General features: G+C 69.9%; 2 protein-coding genes (1 of these 2 only partly in view). Both read right to left on the bottom strand.

Features of this window, described 5'->3' with window-relative positions; all coding sequences use genetic code 11:
- On the bottom strand, window positions 1-5,405 hold the 5' portion of the coding sequence (locus tag ACIBH2_RS14870) for a non-ribosomal peptide synthase/polyketide synthase (protein WP_397117568.1). It extends 23,053 nt beyond the left edge of the window; only the first 5,405 of its 28,458 coding nucleotides appear in the window; its start codon is at window positions 5,403-5,405; the stop codon falls past the left edge of the window.
- Complete coding sequence (locus ACIBH2_RS14865; protein ID WP_397120753.1) at window positions 5,405-23,368, bottom strand: non-ribosomal peptide synthase/polyketide synthase; 17,964 nt, start codon at window positions 23,366-23,368, stop codon at window positions 5,405-5,407. Before ACIBH2_RS14865 ends, ACIBH2_RS14870 begins: the two co-directional genes overlap by 1 nt.

The following is a 23,368-nucleotide window of genomic DNA, read 5'->3' as shown; positions in this document are numbered from 1 at the left end:
GAGAGCGGGACGCGGTCGGGGCGTTCGCGCCGCGCCAGTACGGGACGCGGTGTGGTTTCCCGTGATTCGGCGACGGCCGCGGCGAGATCCATGACGGTGGGCGATTCGAAGATGAGGCGCACGGGGACGCGGGCACGCAGCTCCGCGCTCAGGCGCGCGGTCACCTGGGTGGCGTGCAGCGAACTGCCGCCGAGGGCGAAGAAGTCGTCGTCCAGGCCGACGCGGTCCAGGTGCAGCACCTCGGCGAACACCCGGGCGACCAGTCGTTGTGCGGCGTCGACGGGTGCGCGAAATCGCTTGGCGGCCAGTACCGGCACGGGCAGTGCGGTGCGGTCGAGTTTGCCGCTGGTGCCGAGCGGGAAGGCGTCGAGTTCGACGACGGTCGTCGGGACCATGTAGGCGGGCAGCAGGCGGGTGAGCTCGGCCCGCAGCCGCTCGGTGTCGAGTTGGCTGCCAGGCGTGCGGATTACGTATCCGGCCAAGTAGTCGCCGGTGTCGGCGGCAATGAGACGGACGGCGGCCTGGGCGACCTCCGGCGCACCGGCGAGCGCGGCTTCGATATCGGCCAGCTCGATGCGCTGGCCCCGGAATTTGATCTGGAAGTCGATGCGGCCCAGATAGACCAGTTCGCCCTCCGCGCTCCACTTCACGAGATCGCCGGTGCGGTACATCCGCTCGCCCGCGCCGAACGGATTGGCGACGAACCGGTCTGCGGTGAGGTCGGTGCGGCCGTGGTAGCCGCGCGCCAATTGCGCCCCGGCCAGATACAGTTCGCCGGGCACCCCGATGGGTGCGGGCCGCAGCCGCGAATCCAGCACGTACACCTGGGTGTTCCACTCCGGCTCCCCCATGGGCACCGGCTGTGCGCAGACCTCGTCCACCTCTCGGTAGGTGACCGTCACGGCGGCCTCGGTGGGTCCGTAGAGGTTGTGCAGGTCGGCGTCGCTCACCGCGCGGAACGCGGCTACCGTCTCCGGCGGGAACGCCTCACCGGCGACGAAAACCGCACGCAGCGAATCGAGTTCACCGGGCTGGGCGTGCGTGGCGAAGACCGCCAGCATGGACGGCACGAAATCGGTGAGCGTGACCGCGTGGCGGGCGATGGTCTCCGCCAGATAGCGCGCGTCGCGATGGCCGTCGGGGGCGGCGAGCACCATGGTCGCCCCCACGCGCAGCGGCAGGAAGTACCCCCACAGCGACACGTCGAAGGTGGTGGCGGTCTTCTGCAAGTAGACGTCGGTGCCGCGAAGGCGGTACTCGGCCCGCATCCACGCCATCTGATTGGCGATGGCGCGGTGGCTCACGGCCACACCCTTGGGTTTGCCGGTGGAGCCGGAGGTGAACAGCACGTAGGCCGGGTGCTCCGGGCGCAGTACGGCGCGGCGATGCGCGTCGGTGATCTGGTCGGCGGCGTGCTCCGCGAGGTCGAGCGCGTCGATCGCGACGAGCGGCGCGGTCTGGCCGTCGGGCAGCGCGAAATCGTCGGCAAGCGTGGTCAGCACCAGCTGTGGCCGGGCGGTGTCGAGAATATGGGCGATGCGCTCGGCCGGATGTCCGGGGTCGACGGGCACGTACGCGCCACCCGCGCGCAGCACCGCGTACAGGGCGACCACGAGTTCCACCGAGCGGGCCATGGCCAGCACGACCAGGGATTCCGGGCCGACACCCGCCGCGATGAGCCATCGGGCGAGGCGATTGGCGCGGTCGGAGAGTTCGGCGTAGGTGAGTGTCCGGTCGTCGAAGACCAGAGCGGTGGCGTTCGGGGAACGCCGGGCCTGCGCGTCGAAGCCTTCGTGCAGGAACAGGTCGGCGACCTTGTGGCCGGTGGCATTCCAGCTGGCGGTGACGTAGTCGAGCTCTCCGGCGTCGAGGAGTTCGATATCGCCGACGGGCCGGTCCGGATGGGCGGTGGCGGCGGTCAGGAGCCGGGTGAACTTGGCCGCGAACTCCCGCACCGTCGACTCGTCGAAGAGGTCGGTGGCGTAGGTGAATTCGGCACGGTAGGCGCTATCGCGCTCGGAGACGGTGAGATTGAGATCGAATTTGGCGAAATCGCCGTCGAATTCCACCAGTTCGGTGTCCAGGCCGGGCAGGGCCGGGGTGGTCGCGCCTATGTTCTGCATGAACAGCGCCACTTGGAACAGCGGGTGGCGATTGCGGGCGCGCACCGGATTGAGGACCTCGACCAGGCGCTCGAAGGGCACCTCGCGATGCGCGAAGGCCCGCAGATCCTGGTCGCGGGCGTGTGCCACCAGATCCGCGAAGCTCTCCCCGCCCCGCACTCGGGTGCGCAGGACCAGAGTGTTGACGAACATGCCGACCAGATCGTCCAAGGCGCGGTCGCCGCGTCCGGCGACCGGTGTGCCGATGGCGATATCGGTGGTGCCCGACAGTCGGGCGAGCAGGGCCGCCAGTGCGGCGTGCAGGACCATGAAGGGGGTGGCCTTGCACCGCGCGGCCACGCGGTCGATGGCCGCGCGCAGGTCGGCGTCCAGGGTGAAATCGACTGTGGCACCGCGATAGCTGGCGACCGGCGGTCGCGGGCGATCCGTCGGCAGGTCCAGCTGGGCGGGCAGTTCATCGAGTTCGGCTGTCCAGAAGGCGATCTGCTGGGCGGCGGTGGATTCGGGGTCGTTCTCGTCTCCGAGCAGTTCGCGCTGCCACAGCGCGTAATCGGCGTACTGGACGGCGAGCGGCCGCCATCCCGGCGCGCCGCCGGTCCGGCGCGCGCCGTAGGCGACCACCAGATCGCGCACCAGCGGGCCGAGCGAAACACCGTCCGCGGCAATGTGGTGCACGACCAGAACCAGCGCATGGTCCGTGGAATCCGCGCGCAACAGCAGAATTCGCAGCGGTACATCCTTCGCCACATCGAATCCGCGCCCGGCGGCGGCGCGTACCGCCGCGGGGATATCGGCGGCGGCGATATCGACCGGCGCGAGGTCGATGTCGACGGTGGAGCGAATCACCTGGACCGGGCCGGTGGCGGTCTGCGGATAGTAGGTCCGCAGGATGTCGTGCCGTGCGACCAGGTCCGTGATGGCCGCGTCGAGCGCCGCGGTGTCGAGTTCGCCGCGCAGGCGCAGCGCCACGACGATATTGTCGACCGCCGCGGCGTCGAATCCCTCGGTCGCGGACGGTGTTTCGGTGTGCGCGAGCCGGTTCAGGAACCACATGCGCTGCTGTGCGGGCGAGAGCGGAATGCGATCCGGGCGCGGGCGGGCGGTGAGTACGGCACGCTCGGCGGCTGCGGAGTCCGCCGAGACCGTATCCGCCAGTGCGGCCACGGCCGCGACGGTGGGGCGATCGAAGAAGTCACGCACATCGAGAGCGCGGCCCAAGACCTCGGTGGTGCGGGCGAGCACGCGGGTGGCGATGAGCGAATTGCCGCCCAGCGCGAAGAAGTCGTCGTCCGCGCCGACCCGCTCGACGCCGAGCACCTCGGCGAAAATCCGGGCCACCGCCCGCTCCGCTGGCGTCTCCGGTTCCCGGAATTCCGTTGTGGTATCGGCGAATTCGGGCTCCGGCAACGCGCGCCGGTCGAGCTTGCCATTGGCGTTCACCGGCATGGCGGGCAGGACCACGAGCAGCGACGGCACCATGTACTCGGGCAGCTGCGCGCGGGCGAGGGCCAGCACGGCGGCGGTGTCGAGTTCGGTTTCGGCGGCCACCACGTAGCCGACGAGGTGATCGCCGCCGCTGCGCCGGTGCAGCACCACGGCCGCCTGCGCCACCGCCGGGTGCCGCGACAGGGCGGCCTCGACCTCACCGAGCTCGATGCGCAATCCGCGCAGCTTCACCTGGAAATCGCTGCGGCCCAGATATTCCAGCTCGTCCGGGCCGCCGTCCACCGATCGCACCCAGCGCACCAGATCGCCGGTGCGATACATGCGATCACCGGGCGCGCCTTCGGGATTGGCGACGAACCGGTCCGCGGTGAGACCGGGTCGCCCGACGTAGCCGCGCGCCAACTGCACGCCCGCCAGGTACAGCTCACCGACGACACCCTCGGGGACCGGGCGCAGGTCGTCGTCGAGCACCAGCAGTTCGGTGTCGTCGGCGGCCGCGCCGATGGGCACCGTCTCGGTATCGGCCCCGGTGACCTCGTGGGCGGTGACGTCCACGGCCGCCTCGGTGGGCCCGTACAGATTGTGCAGGCACGCGCCGCTGACATCCCGGAAGGCGGCGGCGGTGGCGGCGGGCAGCGCCTCGCCGGAGGCGAACACCGCCCGCAGCGCATCGGCGACGCCCGGCCCGCTCGCGGCCTCGGCGACGAACACCGACAGCATGGACGGCACGAAATGCGCGATGGTGACGCCGCACTCGGCAATGGTGCGCAACAGATAACGCGGATCGCGGTGGCCCTCGGGCTCGGCGATCACCAGGCGCGCGCCGACCTGGAGCGGCCAGAAGAACTCCCACACCGACACATCGAAGGTGCAGGGCGTCTTCTGGAGGACGACATCGGAGGTGTCGAGCCGGTAGAGGCGTTGCCGCCAGCGCAGATTCGCGACGATCGACCGGTGCGATACCGCCACGCCCTTGGGGCGTCCGGTCGATCCGGAGGTGAAGATGACGTAGGCGAGATTGCAGCCGACGGCCTGGGGCAGGTACGGGTCGGCGCTGAGGACGGTGGCGTCGACTTCCTTGGCGTCGGCGGCGTTTTCGAACTCGTCGACGTGCAGCACCGGCAGGTCGGTCTCGCAGGAGGGGCGATCGTCGGTCGTGGTCAGAAGCAGTGCGGGCGCGGCGGTTTCGAGAACATAGGCGACGCGGTCCGCCGGATGGTCCGGATCGATCGGGACGTACGCGCCACCGGCCTTGAGAATGGCGTACATGCCGATGAGCAGTTCGAAGGAGCGCCGCACCGACAGGGCAACCAGCACATCGGGGCCGACGCCGTAGTCGAGCAGCCGCCGCGCCACAGCATTGGCGCGACTGTCGAATTCGGCGTAGGTGAGGGTGCGGTCGCCGAATTGCAGCGCCACCGCGTCGGGGGTGCGGCCCACCTGTTCCTCGAACAGCGTCACGAGGGTTTCCACCGGCGCGAGATTCGGGGTGAGCACCCCGGCCGCCGCGTCGACGGCGTCGTCGAGCAGTTCCGTCAGCACCGCGGCCAACGCGCCCGCCGTGCCCTCCATGAGGCCGGGTAGCTGGCCGGAGACGACCACCTGGACCAGCGCGTCGGGTTCGAGCGCGCCGCCCATGGCCTCGGCCAGCGCGCCGACCTCGGTGGCGAGCGCGGCGTAGCTGACGGCGGTGTCCTCGTACCGCAGTGCGGTGCGCTCCGGCTCCAGCGCCGCCACCGTCTCGATGAGCGCCGGTAGGTCCGCGATGCCGTAGGCGCGGCGTAGCGCCGCGTGATTGCCGACTCGGGTGAGTGCGACCGATTCCGCTCGTGACATCAGTGGTTTCCTTCCGACGTGCTTTCCTGAAGGAGGCCCCGCGCATCCCCCGCGAGGGTGCGCAGCGCCAGGGTGAGTCCGCCCGCGCCGAGGGCGGCCACCAGGCCCGGGGCCAGACCGGCCAGGGCGACATTCACCAGCGCCTCGGGTTTCGCCGCCGCGCCCATGGCGCGGACCACGGCGGCGATCTTGGTATCGAGGGCGCGGTAGGTGACGGTGTGCTCGCCGTGGGCGAGGGCCACGCCGTCGGGTGCGATCGCGGCGGCGGCCGCGATGAGGGCCGGAAGCTCCGCCAGTGCGGGCGCTCGCGGTGCCGAATCCGGCTGGGCTGCGGCCGTATTCGAACCGCGGTTACGCTCCGCCTCGGTGCGGATGTCGATGGCGCGGACCGGGATCGCCGCATTGTCGGCAATAGTGTGGAGCACGCGCAGCAGGCGGTCGCCGAGCAGCCGCACCGTGGCCGCGTCGAAAATGTCTGTGGCGTAGGTGAATTGCAGGCGTAGGCCCGTGGGTCGACCGTGGATGTCGTGGTGCTCCATGCCGGTGAGCTGGAGGTCGAACTTGGCTTCGCCGAGGCCGGGTTCGAGGGCCTCGACCTCGAGGTCGGGCAGTGCGACCTTGCCGGTGGGCACGTTCTGGAAGGTGAACATGACCTGGAACAGCGGGGTGTAGGAGCTGGACCGGGTGCGGCCCATGGCCTCCACCACCCGTTCGAACGGGACATCGGCGTGTTGCAGGGCCGCGAGATCGCGGTCGCGTACCTGGCGGAGCAGGTCGTGGAAGGGCAGTTTCGGATTCACCTCGGTGCGCAGCACGACGGTGTTGACGAACATGCCGATGAGGTCGTCCAGGGCGCGCTCGCCGCGACCGGCGACGGGGACACCGATGGCGATATCGCGCAGGCCGGAGAGTTTTGACAGCAGTACCGCGAAGGCGGTGTGGACCACGCCGAAGAGGGTGGTGTGGTGGGTGCGGGCCAGCATGGACAGGCGGGCGGTGAGGTCGGTGCCCGCCTCGAAATCCATGGTGTCGCCGCGCATATCGCGTCGGGCAGGGCGTGGGCGGTCGGTCGGCAGCGGCAATTGCTCTGGGACGCCGGACAATTCGGTGGTCCAGAAGGACAGCTGCCGGGACAGCAAGCTGTCGGGGTCGGCGTCGGAGCCGAGAAGTTCGCGCTGCCACGCGCTGAAATCGCCGTACTGGATGGTCAGGGGCGGCCAGGCCGGGGGCTCGTCGGCGAGGCGGCTGGAGTAGGCCAGCACCAAGTCACGGGTCATGGGTGCGACCGAGTAGCCGTCGGCGGTGATGTGGTGCAGCGATACCGCGAGGATGTGCTCGGTCGGGGTGGTGCGCCACAGACGTGCCCGGACGGGTGGGGCGGTGGTGACGTCGAAGCCAGTGGCGACGAATTCGGCCATGGCGGAGTCGAGTTGGTCGGGTGCCACGGTGATCGGTGTGAGGTCCAGTTCCACATCGTCGACCGCGAGCACCTGTTGCACGGGTTCGCCGTCCAGCTCGGGGTAGCGGGTGCGCAGAATCTCGTGACGGTTCAGCACATCTCGCACCGCCGCGGTGAGGGCCCGGCGGTTCAGTGTGCCGGTCAGACGGATGGCGATCGGGATGTTGTAGGCGGCCGAATTCGGGTGCAGGCGGTTGAGGACCCACATGCGCTGCTGCGACAGCGAGAGGGGGGCGGGGTTCGTGTCTTCGCGGGGCAGGAGCACGGGACGCGGGTCGACTGTGTCGGCGGTGGGGAGCGTTGCGGCGAGTGCGCTGACGGTCGGGGACTCGAAAACCGCTGATACCGCGACGTGTGTGCCCAGGTCCGCGCCGAGGCGGGCGGCCAGGCGGGTGGCCATGAGCGAATTGCCGCCCAGGGCGAAGAAGTCGTCGTCCGCGCCGATGGGGGTTACGCCGAGGATCTCGGTGAAGACTGACGCCACGGCCTGTTCCGCCGGGGTCTCGGGGGCGCGGAAGGCGGTGGGCTCGAATACCGGGTCCGGGAGGGCCTTTCGGTCCAGTTTGCCGTTGGCGTTCAACGGCAGGGCGTCGAGGATCACGAACGCTGACGGGATCATGTAGGACGGCAGGGAAGTCGACAGGGCTGACTTGATCTGTGCGGGGTCGAGTACCTGCTGCGCGGGCTCTTGCTGCGCTTGCCCACCCTGCGCCCCTGGCGCAGACTGCCCAAGCGCCCCCGGGGTTACCGCTGCGGGTTCGGCACCCGGGACTCCCTGGGCGGGCTTGGGTGGCGCACTTGAAAGTTCCTGCGCGGATCGGCTTTGCGCGCCGACCACGTAGGCCACTAGGAGGTCACCCGTGCGTTCGTCGGACTTCGCGATGACCGCTGCCTGGGCGATGTTCGGCAATGCCGAAAGGGCGGTTTCGATTTCGCCGAGTTCTATGCGGAAGCCGCGGATCTTGACTTGGAAGTCGGCGCGGGCGAGGTAGTCGAGGGTGCCGTCGGGGTGCCAGCGGACTATGTCGCCGGTGCGGTACATGCGGCCGGGGGCGAAGGGGTTGGCTACGAAGCGGTCGGCGGTGTGGGTGGGGTGGTTGTGGTAGCCGCGGGCGAGTTGGGTTCCGGCCAGGTAGAGGTCACCGGGCACGCCGGGCGGGACGGGCTGTAGGCGGTGGTCCAGGACGTAGGCGGCGCTGTTCCAGGCCGGGGTGCCGATGGGGACGGTATGGGTGGGGTGGTGGCGCACCTCGTGGGCGGTGATGGAGACCGCCGCTTCGGTGGGGCCGTAGAGGTTGAACAGCCGTGCGCTGCCGCCGGTTTCCAGGAAGGTGGTGGCGGTGGCTACGGGGAGGGCCTCGCCGATGGTCAGGACGACGCGCACGGTGGCGGGCAGCGGTCCGGTGGTGAGAAGCATGCCCAACAGGGACGGCACCGGGTGCAGGACGGTGACCGCGAAACGCTCCAGGACCGAGCGCAGTCGCTCCGGATCGCGTTCGGTGCCGGGCTCGGTCACCACCAGGCTGCCGCCGGTGACCAGCGGCGACCAGAACTCCCACACCGAAAGGTCGAAGGTGGCCGGGGTTTTGAGCACCGCGCGGTCCGCGGCGCCGAGTGCGAATGTCTCTCGCAGCCACTGCAATTGGTTGGCGATGGCCGCGTGGGAGATGGACACGCCCTTGGGCTTGCCGGTGGATCCGGAGGTGAAGAGCACGTAGGCCGGGTTGTCGTCGCGCAGTGGGCGGATCCGATCGCCATTGCCGAGGGGCGCGGCGGAGAATTCGGTGACGTCGAGCGAATCCAACTCGTAGACAGGCGCTTCGACCGCGAAGGGCACGCCGTCGACAGCGGTGGTGAGTACGCAGACCGGTGCGGCCGTCTCGACGATGTGGGCGATGCGGTCGGCGGGATGGTCCGGATCGATGGGCACATACGCCCCGCCCGCCTTGACCACCGCGTACATGGCGACGACCAGATCGATGGAGCGGCGCATGGCGAGGACCACGGTCGACTCGGTGCCGACGCCATCGGCGACGAGCCGCCGGGCCAGACGATTCACCCGGGCATCGAATTCGGCGTAGGTGAGCGAGGTTTCGCCACCGGCGTCGAGGAGTGCGACGGCATGGGGCGTTGCCGCCACCTGCCTGTCCACCAGGTCGGCGAGGGTCACCCGCTCGACCGCGTGCGCGGTGTCGTTCCACTCGCACAGCATCCGATACCGCAGCTCGGAACCCAGCAGATCGATCGAGCCGACGACCGTGTCCGCTTCGGCCGCAACGGCTTCCAGCACCCGCCTCAACCCGTCGGCCATGTGACGGGCGGTGTCCTCGGTGAACAGATCGGTGGCGTAGCCGAGCATCAGATCGATACCCGCGGGCGCTCCGCCCTCCCCGTAGTGATCCACCGCGAACAGATGCAGATCGAATTGCGCTGTCTCGTCCTCGAATTCGATATCCGAGACCGTCAGCCCCGGCAGACGCAGGGTGGCCCGCTCATGGTTCTGGAACGACAGTCCGACCTGGAACAGCGGGTGCCGAGCGGTGGAGCGCTGCGGTCGCAGGACCTCGACGAGGCGTTCGAACGGCACATCGGCATGCGCGAAGGCCGCGATATCCGCCGCGCGTACCCGCGCCAGCAGCGCCGAGAACGGTTCGGCGGCATCGATTTCGGTGCGCAGGACCAGGGTGTTGACGAACATGCCGATGACGTCGTCGAGCGCGCTGTCGCCACGTCCGGCGATGGGCGTGCCGACGGCGATATCGGAGGTGCCGGACCATCGGGCGAGCAGGGCCGAGAAGGCGGCGTGCACCACCATGAACAGCGTGGCCCCCTGCCCGCGCCCCACCGAGGTCAGGCGGGCGTGCAGGTCGGCGTCCACGGCGAAGCGCACGCGCTGCCCACGCAGGCTCTGCCGGGCGGGCCGGGGGTGGTCGGTCGGCAGGTCGAGCTGGTCGGGCAGCCCCGCCAACGCCGTGCGCCAGAAGTCGAGCTGTCGGGCCGCGAGCGACTCGGCGTCCTGCTCGGACCCGAGCAGCGCGTGCTGCCACAGCGCGTAGTCGGCGTAGTGGACGCTCAGCGGCGTCCAGGACGGTGCGCGATCCGCCAATCGCGCCTCATAGGCCACCATGAGATCGCGGACGAACGGGACGAGGGAGGACCCGTCGGCCGAAATATGGTGCAGCACACCGGCGAAGACGTAATCGTCCGCGCCGTCGAGGCGGAACAGCCGGACCCGCACCGGGATATCGGTGGTGACGTCGAAGGTGGTCCGCGCCAGCTCACGAATGCGGTCGGCCACCTCGGCGGCGGCGATCTCGACCGTCTCCAGCGTCGGAACAGCCTGTGCCGCGGGCAGAATCACTTGCGCGGCACCGTCCACCGTCTCCGGGTAGACCGTGCGCAGCGTCTCGTGCCGCTCGATCACATCGGCGATCGCCGCGCGCAGGGCGGCCACCCGCAGATCACCCGAAAGGCGCAGCGCCAGTGGAATGTTGTAGGCCGTGGACTCACCGTCGAACCGGTTGAGGAACCACATGCGCTGCTGCGCGGGCGAGAGCGGCAGACGCTCCGGTCGCGCACTCGCGACCAGGGCCGGGCGTGCCGCACCGGTCGCCTCGCTGCCCACCCGGGCGGCCAGGTCGGCCACGCGCGGAGCCTCGAACAGCGTCCGCACCCCGAGGGGGGCATTCAGCGCGCCGCCGATGCGCGCCACCGCCTTGGCGGCGAGCAGCGAGCTGCCGCCGAGGGCGAAGAAGTCGTCGTCCGCGCCGACCAGGTCGAGACCCAGCAGCTCGGCGAACACCCCCGCCACGATCTCCTCGGCGAAGGTCGACGGCTTGCGATACGAGGTGGTCTCGAACACCGGCGCGGGCAGCGCGTCCTTGTCGAGTTTCCCGTTGACGGTCAACGGGATTCGATCGATCACCACGATGGCGGCCGGAACCATGTGCTCGGGCAGCCGCCGCGCGATCGCCTGCTTCAGCGCGGCCACATCGACGGCCTCGGCGGCCACCACGTAACCGACAATGCGGATCTCGTCCACGGCCTCGTCACGCCGCACCGCGACCGCCGCCTCCCGCACCCTCGGCTCGGCCAGCAGCGCGGCTTCGATCTCACCGAGCTCCACCCGGAATCCGCGCAGATTGACCTGCTGATCGGCACGGCCGAGATACTCGAGTTCACCGTCCGAGGTCCAGCGGGCGAGGTCGCCGGACCGGTAGGCGAGGCTGCCCGCCGGACCGTAGGGATCGGCCACGAACCGGGCGGCGGTGAGGCTCGGACGATTCAGGTAGCCACGCGCGAGTTGTCCACCGGAGACATAGATTTCGCCGGGCACGCCGACCGCCACCGGCAGCAGCCGCGAATCCAACAGACGCATGGACAATCCCGGCAGGCCGGTGCCGATCACGCTGGCCGCGCCGGTGCGTGCGGTAATGGGCCGGTAGGAGGTGTGCACCGTGGTCTCGGTGATGCCGTACATGTTCACCAGCACCGGACCGTGCGGATGCCGGTCGAACCAGTCGCGCAGCCGCTGCGGTTCGAGGGCCTCGCCACCGAAGATGACGTAGCGCAGCGCCAGTTCGTCATCGGCCTCGGCATCGGCGCTGATCAGCTGATAGAACGCGGACGGGGTCTGGTTGAGCACCGTCACGCGTTCGCCGACGAGCAGCTCCCGGAACTGCTGTGGGGACCGCGAGGTGAAGTAGTCGACCACCACCAGCGTCGCGCCGGTGAGCAGTGCGCCCCACAGCTCCCACACCGAGAAGTCGAAGGCGTAGGAGTGGAACATGGTCCACACATCCGAGGGCCCGAACTCGTAGTCGCGCCGCGAATTGTCCAGCAGCCGCAGCACATTGCCATGCGGCATGCACACGCCCTTGGGGCGGCCGGTGGACCCGGAGGTGTAGATGACATAGGCCGCGTGCGCGGGATCCAGCGGTGCGCGCCGATCCTCGTCGGTGACTGGGGTGTCGGCGTAGGCGGCCAGGTCGACGGTGTCCAGATCGATGACCGGACCGCCGAACCAGCCCGCGGGCAGCCGCGCCGCGCCATTGGTGAGGGCGCAGACCGGTCGCGCGTCGTCGATCACGTACTCGATGCGATCGGCCGGGTAGTTCGGGTCGATGGGCAGGTAGCCGCCTCCGGCCTTGACCACCGCCAGCAGCGCCACCACGACCTCGGCGGCGCGCGGAAGCGCCACGGCCACCAGGGTTTCCGGCCCGACCCCGGCGGCGATGAGGCGGCGGGCGAGGCGGTTGGCGCGGGCGTCGAGTTCGGCGTAGGTGAGCGTCACCGCCCCGGCGCGCACCGCGACGGCACCCGGATCGAGCACGGCGGCCGCGTCGAAACGCGCGGTGATGGTATCGGTTTCGGCGAGGTCCGCACCGAGTGTGGACCACTCGTACAGAGCCCGCCGCTGCTCCTCGGCGCTGAGCAGCTGGATATCGCCGACCACCACGGTCCGGTCGGCCGCCACCGCCGCGAGGACCTGCTCGAAGCGTCGGGCCAGTACCGCGATGCTGTCGGCCTCGAAAAGGTCGCGCGCGTAGGTGACCTCGATATCCATGCCACCGGCGCGACCGTCGGTGGCGATGGATTCGGTGATGGTGAACTGCAGGTCGAATTTGGCGGTGCCGGTGTCGGTGGCTTCGGGCCGCACCCGCAGCCCCGGCAGTTCGAGGGTCGGCAGCGCGAAATTCTGGAAGGTGAGCGCGACCTGGAACAGCGGGTGCCGATTCTGGGCGCGAGCCGGGGCCAGCACCTCGACGAGCCGCTCGAAGGGCAGGTCCGCGTGTGACAGGGCGGAGATATCGGTTTCGCGCACCTGCCCGAGCAGGGTGTCGAAGCCCATGCGCGGGTCGATCTCGGTGCGCAGCACCAGGGTGTTCACGAACATGCCGACCAGACCGTCGAGGGCCTGGTCACCACGCCCCGCGACGGGGGTGCCGATGGCGATGTCCGATGCGCCGGACAGTCGGGCCAACAGCACCGCCAGAGCCGCGTGCACGGTGCTGAACAGGGTGGCGTCGTGCTTGCGCGCCAGCTCCGACAGACCGCTGTGCAGATCGGAGTCGATACGCACCCGATGCGTGCCGCCGCGCTGCGTGGCGACGGCGGGTCGGGACCGGTCGGTGGGCAGCGCGAGGTTCTCGGGCAGTCCGGCCAACCGGGTGCGCCAGTAGTCCAGCTGTCGGGCGAGCACCGATTCCGGATCGGCCTCGGTACCGAGCGATTCCGCTTGCCACAGTGTGTAATCCGCGTACTGGACCGGCAGTGGCCGCCAGTCCGGGGCCGCGCCGCGGTGGCGGGCGGTGTAGGCGGACATGAGATCCGCGGCCAGAGGGCCGAGGGAGAAGCCGTCGGCACCGATATGGTGCAGGACCACGGCGAGCACATGCTCTCGGGTGGATTCCGTCGGTGGGTTCTCGACGCGGTAGAGCCGTGCGCGCAAAGCTGTTTCGCGAGTCAGGTCGAAGCCGCCGGTCACGAATTCGGCCACGCGGGCAGGCACCGCCGCCGCATCGACCGGCTCGGCGGCGAGGCTCGACATACTCTCCGTCGCAGGGAGAATGACCTGTTCCGGCCCGTTCGGACCGTCCGGGTAGACGGTGCGCAGCGATTCGTGGCGGCGCACCACATCACCGAGAGCGGTCGCCAGCGCTTCGGTGTCGAGATCACCGGTGAGCCGGATGACCAGGGGGATATTGTCCACCGCCGCAGCGCCTTCGGCGGTGTTCCAGTAGCGGTTGAGGAACCACATGCGCTGCTGGGCGTAGGACAGTGGGAGACGTTCCGGGCGCGGCCGGGCCGACAGCGGAATCCGGTGTCCGACACCGACGTTCGCCTCGGCGCAGGCGGCCAGCGCGGCCACGGTCGGGTGCTCGAACAGCGCCCGCACCGAGAGTTCGGCGTCGAGAGCCGTGCCGACCCGAGCGACCGCCTGCGCGGCGAGCAGTGAACTGCCGCCCAGTGCGAAGAAGTCGTCGCAGGCCCCGACCCGGTCCAGGCCGAGCAGTTCGGCGAAGATTCCGGCGACGATCTCCTCGGCGTAACCGGCCGGACGACGGTAGGCGGCGGTCTCGAACACCGGCGCGGGCAGCGCGGCCCGATCGAGTTTTCCATTGACCGTCAAGGGGATTCGCTCCACCTCGACAATGGCGGCGGGAATCATGTACTCCGGCAGTCGCCGCCCGAGGCCTTGGCGCAATGCGGCGACATCGACCGGCTCCGTCGTCACGATGTAGCCGACAATGCGCGCCTCGTCCACGGTGTCGTCGCGGCGCACCACGACGGCGGCCGCGCGCACGCGCGGCTCGGTCAGCAGCGCCGCCTCGATCTCCCCGAGCTCGATACGGAAACCGCGCAGATTCACCTGCTGGTCGGCGCGACCGAGGTACTCGAGTTCCCCGGCGGTGGTCCAGCGGGCGAGGTCGCCCGAACGGTAGGTGAGCGCACCGGGCTGGCCGTAGGGGTCTGCCACGAACCGCGCGGCGGTCAACGCGGCGCGACCCAGGTAGCCACGGGCCAATTGGCCTCCGGAGACATGGATTTCGCCCGGAACGCCCACCGGGACGGGCCGCATGCGCGCATCCAGCAGCCGCACCGTCAGACCGGGCAGCGCGCCACCGATGACACTCGCGGCCGCGGACTCCGGGGTGATGGGCCGATACGACACGTGCACCGTGGTCTCGGTGATGCCGTACATGTTCACCAGCGCCGGACCGTGCGGATGCCGGTCGAACCAGTCGCGCAGCCGCTGCGGTTCGAGGGCCTCACCGCCGAAGATCACATAGCGCAGTGCGAGGTCATCGGGGCACTCCGCGTCGGCGGCATCGAGCTGGTAGAACGCCGATGGCGTCTGGTTGAGGACCGTAACCCGCTGTGCCGCGAGCAGTTCCCGGAACTCGCGGGGTGAGCGCGAGGTGAAGTAGTCCACCACCACGACCGAACCGCCGTACAGCAGCGCGCCCCACAGCTCCCACACCGAGAAGTCGAAGGCGTAGGAGTGGAACATGGTCCACACATCCGAGGGCCCGAACCCATAGGAGCGCTCCGTATTGTCGAAGAGCCGCACCACATTTCGATGCGGGATCAGCACGCCCTTGGGTCGCCCGGTGGAGCCGGAGGTGTAGATGACGTACGCCGTATTGGCCGGATCCAGCGTGGCGTGCCGGTCCCGGTCGGTGACGGGCGTCGCGGCGTAACCGCCGAGCTCCACGGTGTCCAGGTCGATGACCGGACCCCCGAACCAGCCCGCGGGCAGACCCGCGGCGCGGCTGGTGAGCGCGCAGACCGGTCGCGCGTCGCTGATCACGTACTCGATGCGATCGGCCGGGTAGGCCGGATCGATGGGCAGGTACCCGCCGCCCGCTTTCACCACGGCGAGCAGCGCCACCACGAGTTCCGCGGTGCGCGGCAGCGCCACCGCGACCAGGGTTTCCGGGCCCACGCCCGCCGCGATCAGCCGCCGAGCCAGGCGATTGGCCCGTGCGTCCAGGTCCGCGTAGGTGAGGGTGGTGTCGCCCGCCCGCACCGCCACGGCGGCCGGATCGAGGAGCGCGGCGGCGGCGAACCGATCGGCCAGCGTGGCCACCTCGGTCACTCCGGCGGCGGTGGTCGACCATTCGCGCAGGACGCATTCCTCTTCGCCCGCGCCGAGCAATCGGATATCGGCGATGGGCAGGGCCGGGTCGGCGGCGACGGTCTCGAGCATGAGTTCGAGGCGGCCGGTCAGCAGCTCGATGCTGGCGGCATCGAAAATGTCCGTGGCGTAGGTGATGTCGAGTTCGAGCTCACCCGATTCGGGCTGGGCGACGGTGAGTTGCAGATCGAATTTCGCGACGCCGGTCTCGACCGGAAGGGCCGCCACCCGCAGACCGGCGACCTCGCCGCCGGGCAGGACGTGGTTCTGGAAGGTCAGGGCCACCTGGAACAGCGGGTGGCGGTTGGCGACGCGCGCGGGGGCCAGCGCCTCCACGAGTCGTTCGAACGGGACCTCGGCGTGCGCGAAGGCCCGCAGGTCGGTATCGCGCACCGCCGTGAGGAATTCGGCGAAGCTCCGCTCCGGCCGTACCTCGGTGCGCAGCACCAGGGTGTTGACGAACATGCCCACCAAGTCGTCGAGGGCGCGCTCGCCGCGTCCGGCCACCGGCGTCCCGATCGAGATGTCGCGCTGGCCCGAGAGGGTGGACAACACGGCCGCGAAGGCGGCGTGCACCACCATGAACAGCGAGGCCCGGTGGGTGTCGGCGAGATGGCGCAGCCGAGCGTGCAGCGCGGCCGAGACGGTGTGCCGGTGGGTGGATCCACGCCCGCTGGGAGTCGTGGGGCGCGGCCGATCGGTGGGCAGCTCGAGGAGCTCCGGCTGGCCGTGGAGTTCGGTGCGCCAGAACCGAATCTGCTCGGACAGCGGCGATTCCGGATCGTCGGCCGCACCGAGCACCGCGCGCTGCCACAGGGTGTAGTCGGCGTACTGCACCGGCAGCGGCGACCACCGCGGTGCGCTACCCGCGCGGCGAGCGGCGTAGGCCGTCAACAGATCTCGCGTGAGCGGCGCGATGGACCAGCCGTCGGCGGCGATGTGATGGACGGCGACGACCAGGACATGCCGGTCCAGGTCGGTGAGGCGCAGCAGGGTCAACCGCAGCGGCACCTGCTCGCTGATCGTGAATGGCACTGCCGCCAAGGCGCGTGCGCGACCGTCGAGAGCGGCGGCGCTGACCTCCTCGACCGCGATATCCACCGCGGCGTCGGCGACCGCCAGCACCCGCTGCTGCCCGATACCCGCCACCGCCGGATACACCGTGCGGAGCGTTTCGTGGCGGGCGACCACATCGGTGACCGCGGCGGACAACGCGGGTTGATCGAGGGTGCCGTCGAGGCTCAGCGCCGCCACGAGATTGTCCGCGGCGGAGCCGGAATCGAAGCGATCGAGGAACCAGATGCGCTGCTGCGCGTAGGACAGCGGCACCAGCTCGGGCCGCTCCCCCGCCACCAGCGGCGGCCGGGTGCGCGCCGCACCGGTGCCGAGGCTGCCCGCGAGCCCCGCCACCGTCGGGTGCTCGAAGAGCAGCCGCACCGGGACATCGGTATCGAGCGACTCCGCCAGCCGGGCCGAAATCCGCGTCGCCACCAGCGAATTGCCGCCGAGGCCGAAGAAGTCGTCATCCAGGCCGACGCGTTCGACGCCCAGCACCTGCGCGAACACCTCGGCGATGGCGCGTTCGACGGTCGTCACCGGCGCACGGAATTCCGTGGCGCGCAGCTCCGGTTCCGGCAGCGCCTTGCGATCCAGCTTCCCGGAGGGCGTGAGCGGCATATCCGCCAGCCGTACGTAGGCGGTCGGCACCATGTAGGAGGGCAGCGCGCCCCGCAGCCGTTCGGCGAGAATCGCGGAGATTTCGGCGTCGTCGAGATCGGTCACCACATAGGCGACCAGCAGTTCACCGGCGGCGTGGCGGCGGACGAGCACGGCGGCCGCGCGCACATCCGGCGCGGCCACGAGCGCGGCCTCGATCTCACCGAGTTCGATGCGCTGCCCACGCAGCTTGACCTGGAAATCGCCGCGACCCAGGTACTCCAACGCGCCGTCGCGATTCCAGCGCACCAGATCGCCGGTGCGATACATGCGGGAGCCGCTCGGGCCGTACGGGTTCGGCACGAAACGCTCGGCCGTGAGATCGCCGCGACCGTAGTAGCCGCGCGCCAGCTGAGCACCGGACAAGTACAGCTCGCCCACCACGGAGACCGGCACCGGCCGGAGCCGGTCGTCGAGAACGGAGACCTGCCCGCCCGACACCGCTCGACCGATGGGCACCGGTCCCACACCCGCCGGATCGGCCGGGCCGTGCGTGGCGTGGACGGTGAATTCGGTGGGGCCGTACAGATTGTGCAGGGCCGCGGCACTCACCGTCGCGAACGCCGCGGCGACCTCACTCGCGAAAGCTTCGCCCGCCACGAGAACGACTCGCAGCGAGGCGATGTCGGCGGCGCGCACGGCATCGGCGAAGACCGCCAACATGGACGGTACGAACGAGGTCATGGTGACCCCGTAGACCGCGATGGTCTCCGCCAGGTACGCGGTATCGCGATGGCCGTCGTGCGCGGCCACCACCAGGGTCGCGCCGCGCACCAGGGGCGCGAAGAGCTCCCAGACCGAGACGTCGAAGGTGGCGGGCGTCTTGAACAGCACCACGTCCGAGGCGGTGATGTCGTATTCGGCGGCGATCCAGGCGATCTGATTCACGACCGAGCGATGCTGTACCGCAACGCCTTTGGGTCGTCCGGTGGAGCCCGAGGTGAAGATGACGTAGGCCAGGTGATCCGGGCGCAACGGCGCGCGGCGGTGTTCGTCGGTGACCGGGGCCGCCGAGAAACCGGACAGCCCAGCGGTATCCACGGCCACGACGGCGACGTCGGTCTCGACCTCCCAGCCGTCGTCGGAGGTGGTCAGCACGCAGACCGGCCGCGCCGTCCGCACCACCTCGCGCAGGCGGGCGGCGGGTTGATCGGGGTCCACCGGCACATACGCGCCGCCCGCGGTGAGCACCGCGTAGGCGGCGAGGACGAATTCGGCGGATCGGCGCATCCCCAGCACCACGGGGGTATCGGGGCCGACGCCGAGCGAAACGAGCAGGCGGGCAAGGCGGTTGACCTGCGCGGACATCTCGGCGTAGGTGAGGGTCCACGGACCGTCGATGAGCGCGGTGGCGGTCGGGGTACGCCGAGCTCGGCGCTCGAAAGCGGCGATGACGGTTTCGTCCAAATCGGCAGGGGCCGAGGCCATACCGAGTTCGAGAACGCGCGCGCTCTCCTCGGCGGCGAGCAAGGGCAGATCGGCGAGGAGCGCATCGGGGGTTCGCGTCACCGCATCGAGCAGGCGCAGCAGCCGCTGCGCGCAGTCGGAAATGGTAGCGGGGTCGAACAGGTCCGTAGCGAAGGTGAACTCCGCCTGAATCCCCGCCGGTGCCGGACCTTCCCCGGGACCGGCACCGGCGAAGCTTTCGGTGACCGCGATCGAAAGATCGAACTTGGTCACTCCGGTGTCCAGCGTACCCGCCGTGGCAAGCAATCCGGGCAGTTCGACACCGATATTCCCAGCCGCCGTGAACGACAGCATGACCTGGAACAACGGATGCCGCGCCGGTGAGCGGGTCGGGTTCACGACCTCGACTAACTGTTCGAACGGCACATCGGCGTGCGCGAAGGCCGCAAGATCGATCTCGCGCACCCGAGCGAGGTGTTGCGCGAAGGAGATTCGCCTGTCGATGGGGGTACGCAGCGGCAGCGTATTGACGAACATGCCGATGAGTTCGTCGAGTTCGCGCGCGCCGCGGCCGCCGACGGGGGTGCCGATCACGATGTCGTCGCCGCCGCAGAGTCGGGCCAGCAGGACGGCGAGCGTGGCGTGCACCATCATGAATGTCGAAACACCATGATTCTGAGCGGTTTCCACCATCCGAGCGTGGAGACCGGTAGGTATCTCGAGTAGGTGGGTAGCGCCGCGCCCACTCGCCACCGCCGGGCGCGGACGATCCGCGGGCAGGTCCAGCTGTTCCGGCGCACCGGCCAGCGTCGCCGTCCAGAAGTTCAGCTGCTGTGCCGCCAGCGACGCCGAATCGGACATATCGCCGAGCCGATCCCGCTGCCAGAGTGTGTAATCCGCGTACTGCACCGGCAGCGGAGCCCACCCGGGCGCACGCCCCGTCCGCCGCGCCGTGTACGCGGTCATCATGTCGCTGGCGAGCACCGGGAGGGACAGGCCGTCCGCGGCGATATGGTGCACCACCATGGCCAGCGCGAAATCTTCGTTGTTGATCTTGAATAGCCGTGCCCGAAACGGGATCTCGTGCTCCAGGTCGAATCCGGCAGCGGCGAACCACCGCAATTCGGTCTCGAGATCCGCCGCGGCGATCGCCTCGACCCACCCGTTCGAGGTGGACGGCCCGCCGCCGAACAGCCCACAGTCAGCGAAGGACTCGCCATTCCCGTGCCCGCTCGTCATCTCTCGGCTGGAATCCACACTGTGGGGGAAAGCCGCCTCGGCGGCCAGCACGCGCTGGCAAGGCCCGTCGGCCGTCTGCGGGAAGATCGTCCGCAGCACCTCGTGCCGGGCGACCACATCCGCGACCGCCGCCCGCAGCGCCGCCACATCCGCCGCACCGCGCAGCCGGACCACGAACGGCATGTTGTAGCTGGCACTGCCGGTTTCGAAGCGGTTCAGGAACCAGATGCGCTGCTGAGCCGGGGACAGCGGCACCACGGCGGGGCGCTCGCGCACGGCGAGTACCTGGCTCGCGGCGGCGTCCTCATCGACGCAGCGCTGCTCCACCAGCGCGGCCAGTGCGGCAACCGTGGTGGCGCTGAACAGTTCGCGCAGGCCCAGGCGGCAGCCGAGGGCGGCGCCGAGCCGCGCGGCCACCTGGGTGGCGATCAGACTGTTGCCGCCCAGGGCGAAGAAGTCGTCGTCGCGGCCGACCTGGTGACGGCCGAGCAGTTCGGCGAAGATATCGGCCACGGTCTGTTCGACCACGGAGGTCGGCGCGGCGTATTCGACGCCGACGCGCTCCGGATCGGGCAGGGCATTGCGGTCCACTTTGCCGGAACTGTTGAGCGGCAGCTCATCCAGCAGCACGAACACCGACGGCACCATGTACGCGGGCAGCGCGCGCGTGGCGGCGGCGCGCAACCGTGTCTCGGTGACCGCGCCCGACGCCACCACATAGGCGACGAGTTGGTCGTCGCGCACCAGCACCACCGCGTGCACGACATTCGCGACGGCCGCGAGCACCGTCTCGATCTCGCCGGGCTCGATGCGCAGGCCGCGCAGCTTCACCTGGAAATCGGTGCGGCCCAGGTACTCCACCTCGCCGCGGGTGTTCCAGCACACCAGATCCCCGGTGCGGTACATGCGTTCGCCCGGCCCGGCGAACGGGTCGGCGACGAATCGATCCGCCGTCAGACCGGCCCGCGCCACGTAGCCCCGGGCGAGCTGTACCCCCGACAGATACAGCTCACCCGGGGTCCCTACGGGAACCGGCCGCAGACGTGAATCCAGCACGTACAGCCGGGTGTTGAACACCGGCGCGCCGATCGGCGCGTAGTCGGCGTCCCCGCCGGTCACCTCGTGCACGGTGACCTCGACGGCGGCTTCGGTGGGGCCGTACAGGTTGTGTACGCGGGCCCCGGTCAGGTCGGCGACGCGCAGCGCCGGGGGTATCGGCAGCGCCTCGCCCGAGCACCATACGTGGCGCAGTGTGGCGCAGTTCGCCGCGGTGGGCTCGGTGACGAAGACCGACAACATGGATGGGACGAAATGGACAGAGGTGATTCCCTCGCGCCGAATCACCTCCGCGATGTAGGCCGGATCGGTGTGGCCGTCGGGCCGGGCGAGCACCAGCCGCGCACCCACCTGCAAGGGCCAGAAGAATTCGGGAACCGAGACATCGAAGGTGAACGGCGTCTTCTGGAGAACCCGGTCGGTGGCGTTCAGGGCCACGTATCCGTCCTGCATCCACGCCAGGCGATTCATGATCGACCGATGGCTGACCGCCACGCCCTTGGGGCGGCCGGTGGAGCCCGAGGTGAAGATGACGTACGCGGTGTTGGCGGGTCGCAGTGGTGTGCCGCGTTCGCCGTCGGTGACCGTTTCGGCGGGGTAGCAGTCGAGTTCGAGCTCGTCGACGCACACCACCGGGGCGCTCAGCTCCCCCGCGGGTCGATCCGCCGTGCGGGTGAGCACACAGACCGGGCGCGCGGTGTCGAGAATGTGGGTGCGGCGGTCGACCGGATGATCAGGATCCAGCGGCACGTACGCGCCGCCCGCCGCTACGACGGCGTACATGGCTACCACCAGCTCCGGCGAACGCCGCAGGTGTAGACCGACCAGGGTCTCGGGTCCCACGCCCAGCGAAATCAGGTGCCGGGCAAGACGATTGACTCGCTCGTCGAGCTCGCGATAGGTGAGCTGGCACACGGGCGTATCGGCGTAGCGCAGCGCCACGGCGTCCGGCGTCCGCGCCACCTGCGCGCCGAACGCCGACACCAGGGTCGCGTCCGGATCCATCGGATGGTCGGTGGCGTTCCAGGTGCGCAGGCTCACCGCCCGCTCCAGATCGGTGGTCACCGGCACCGAGGCCACGGGCAGCGCCGGATCCAGGTTCAGCAGGCGCTCCAGGAAGGCGACGAAACGTCCGTGGTGCCTGGCGATTTCGTCGGCGGTGTAGAGATGCGGATTGGCCTCGAACTCCAGGTGCACCCGGTCGCTCTCGCCGTAGTAGACCTGCAGGCTCAGGTCCTCCACCGGCCCGCTGGTCACCACGCGGTAGCGGCCCGCCGCGTCGCCGAGGCTCAAATCCGCTTGGAACAGCATGATATTGGCCATCGGCCCGTACAGCGCCCGCCCGCCGGGACCGCCGTCGCGCTCGGTATCGCGATGCATGTCCTCGAGCCGGTACCGCTGATGCCGCAGTGCCCCGGACACTTCCATGCGCGTACCGTGCAGCAACTCCGACCAGGTGACCTCCGCACCGACCGCCAAGCGCAGCGGCACGATATTCGACACCATGCCCGCCGACCGCCGCATGGCCGCGGTGGTGCGGGCCGTCACCGGCATGCTCAGCACCGCCTCCGGCCTGTCGGTGAGCCGACCCAGATAGGCCGCGAAAGCCGCCAGCAACACCACCGCCGTCGACGAATCATGGGTGGCCACAAGCGAATTCAGCGCCGACAACACACGCTGCGGCAGCGCCCGCCCATAGCGCAGATTCCCGGCGGCGGATGCGGCGGCACGTCGCGACAGCGTGGTCGGCTCCACCCCGCGCACCCGCTGCGCCCAGTACGCGCGATCGGTCTCGAAGCGGCCGCTGTCGCGATAGGCGAGCTCGCCCTCGACCAGCGCTTCGAGCGTGCCCGCCCGCACCGGCGCGGGCTGTGTGCCGCGCACCAGGGCCGTGTAGCGCTCGGCCACCCGCATGGTGTTGGTGAGCGCGCCGAAACCGTCCAGCACGATGTGATGCGCGCGCAGGTACCAGAACCAGCGCCGGTCACCGACGCGCAGGGCCGCGCCCGCGAAGAGCCGATCGGTGAGCAGATCCACCCGCGCGCTGGCATCGGCGCGCATCCACGCCAACGCGGCGGCCACCGGATCGGATTCGCCCCGCAGGTCGAGCACGGTGTGCCGCACCGACTGCGTGGGATCGAGCACCTGGAACGGCTGGCCGTCGACCTCGACGAATCGCACCAGGGTGGAACCGAATTCGCGCGCCGCGACCGCCGCCGCCTCGTTCAACACCTCCGGATCGAGCTCACCCTGAACGTCCACGTACTGCGCCACATTGATCGGCACGTCCGGATCGAGGAGCTGCGCGTACCAGACGCCCAACTGGGCGGGAGCGAGTGGGAAGGGCACCGGTTTCGCGAGTGCCGCCACCGGTTCGTCGCGCCGGACCACGCCGACACCATCCAACTCCGTACCCTGCACCAGAGCCTCCTCGAAATGACGAAT

It is taken from the genome of Nocardia sp. NPDC050406, assembly GCF_044459025.1.
Taxonomy (GTDB): domain Bacteria; phylum Actinomycetota; class Actinomycetes; order Mycobacteriales; family Mycobacteriaceae; genus Nocardia.
This window is presented reverse-complemented; position numbering and strand designations above follow the sequence as displayed.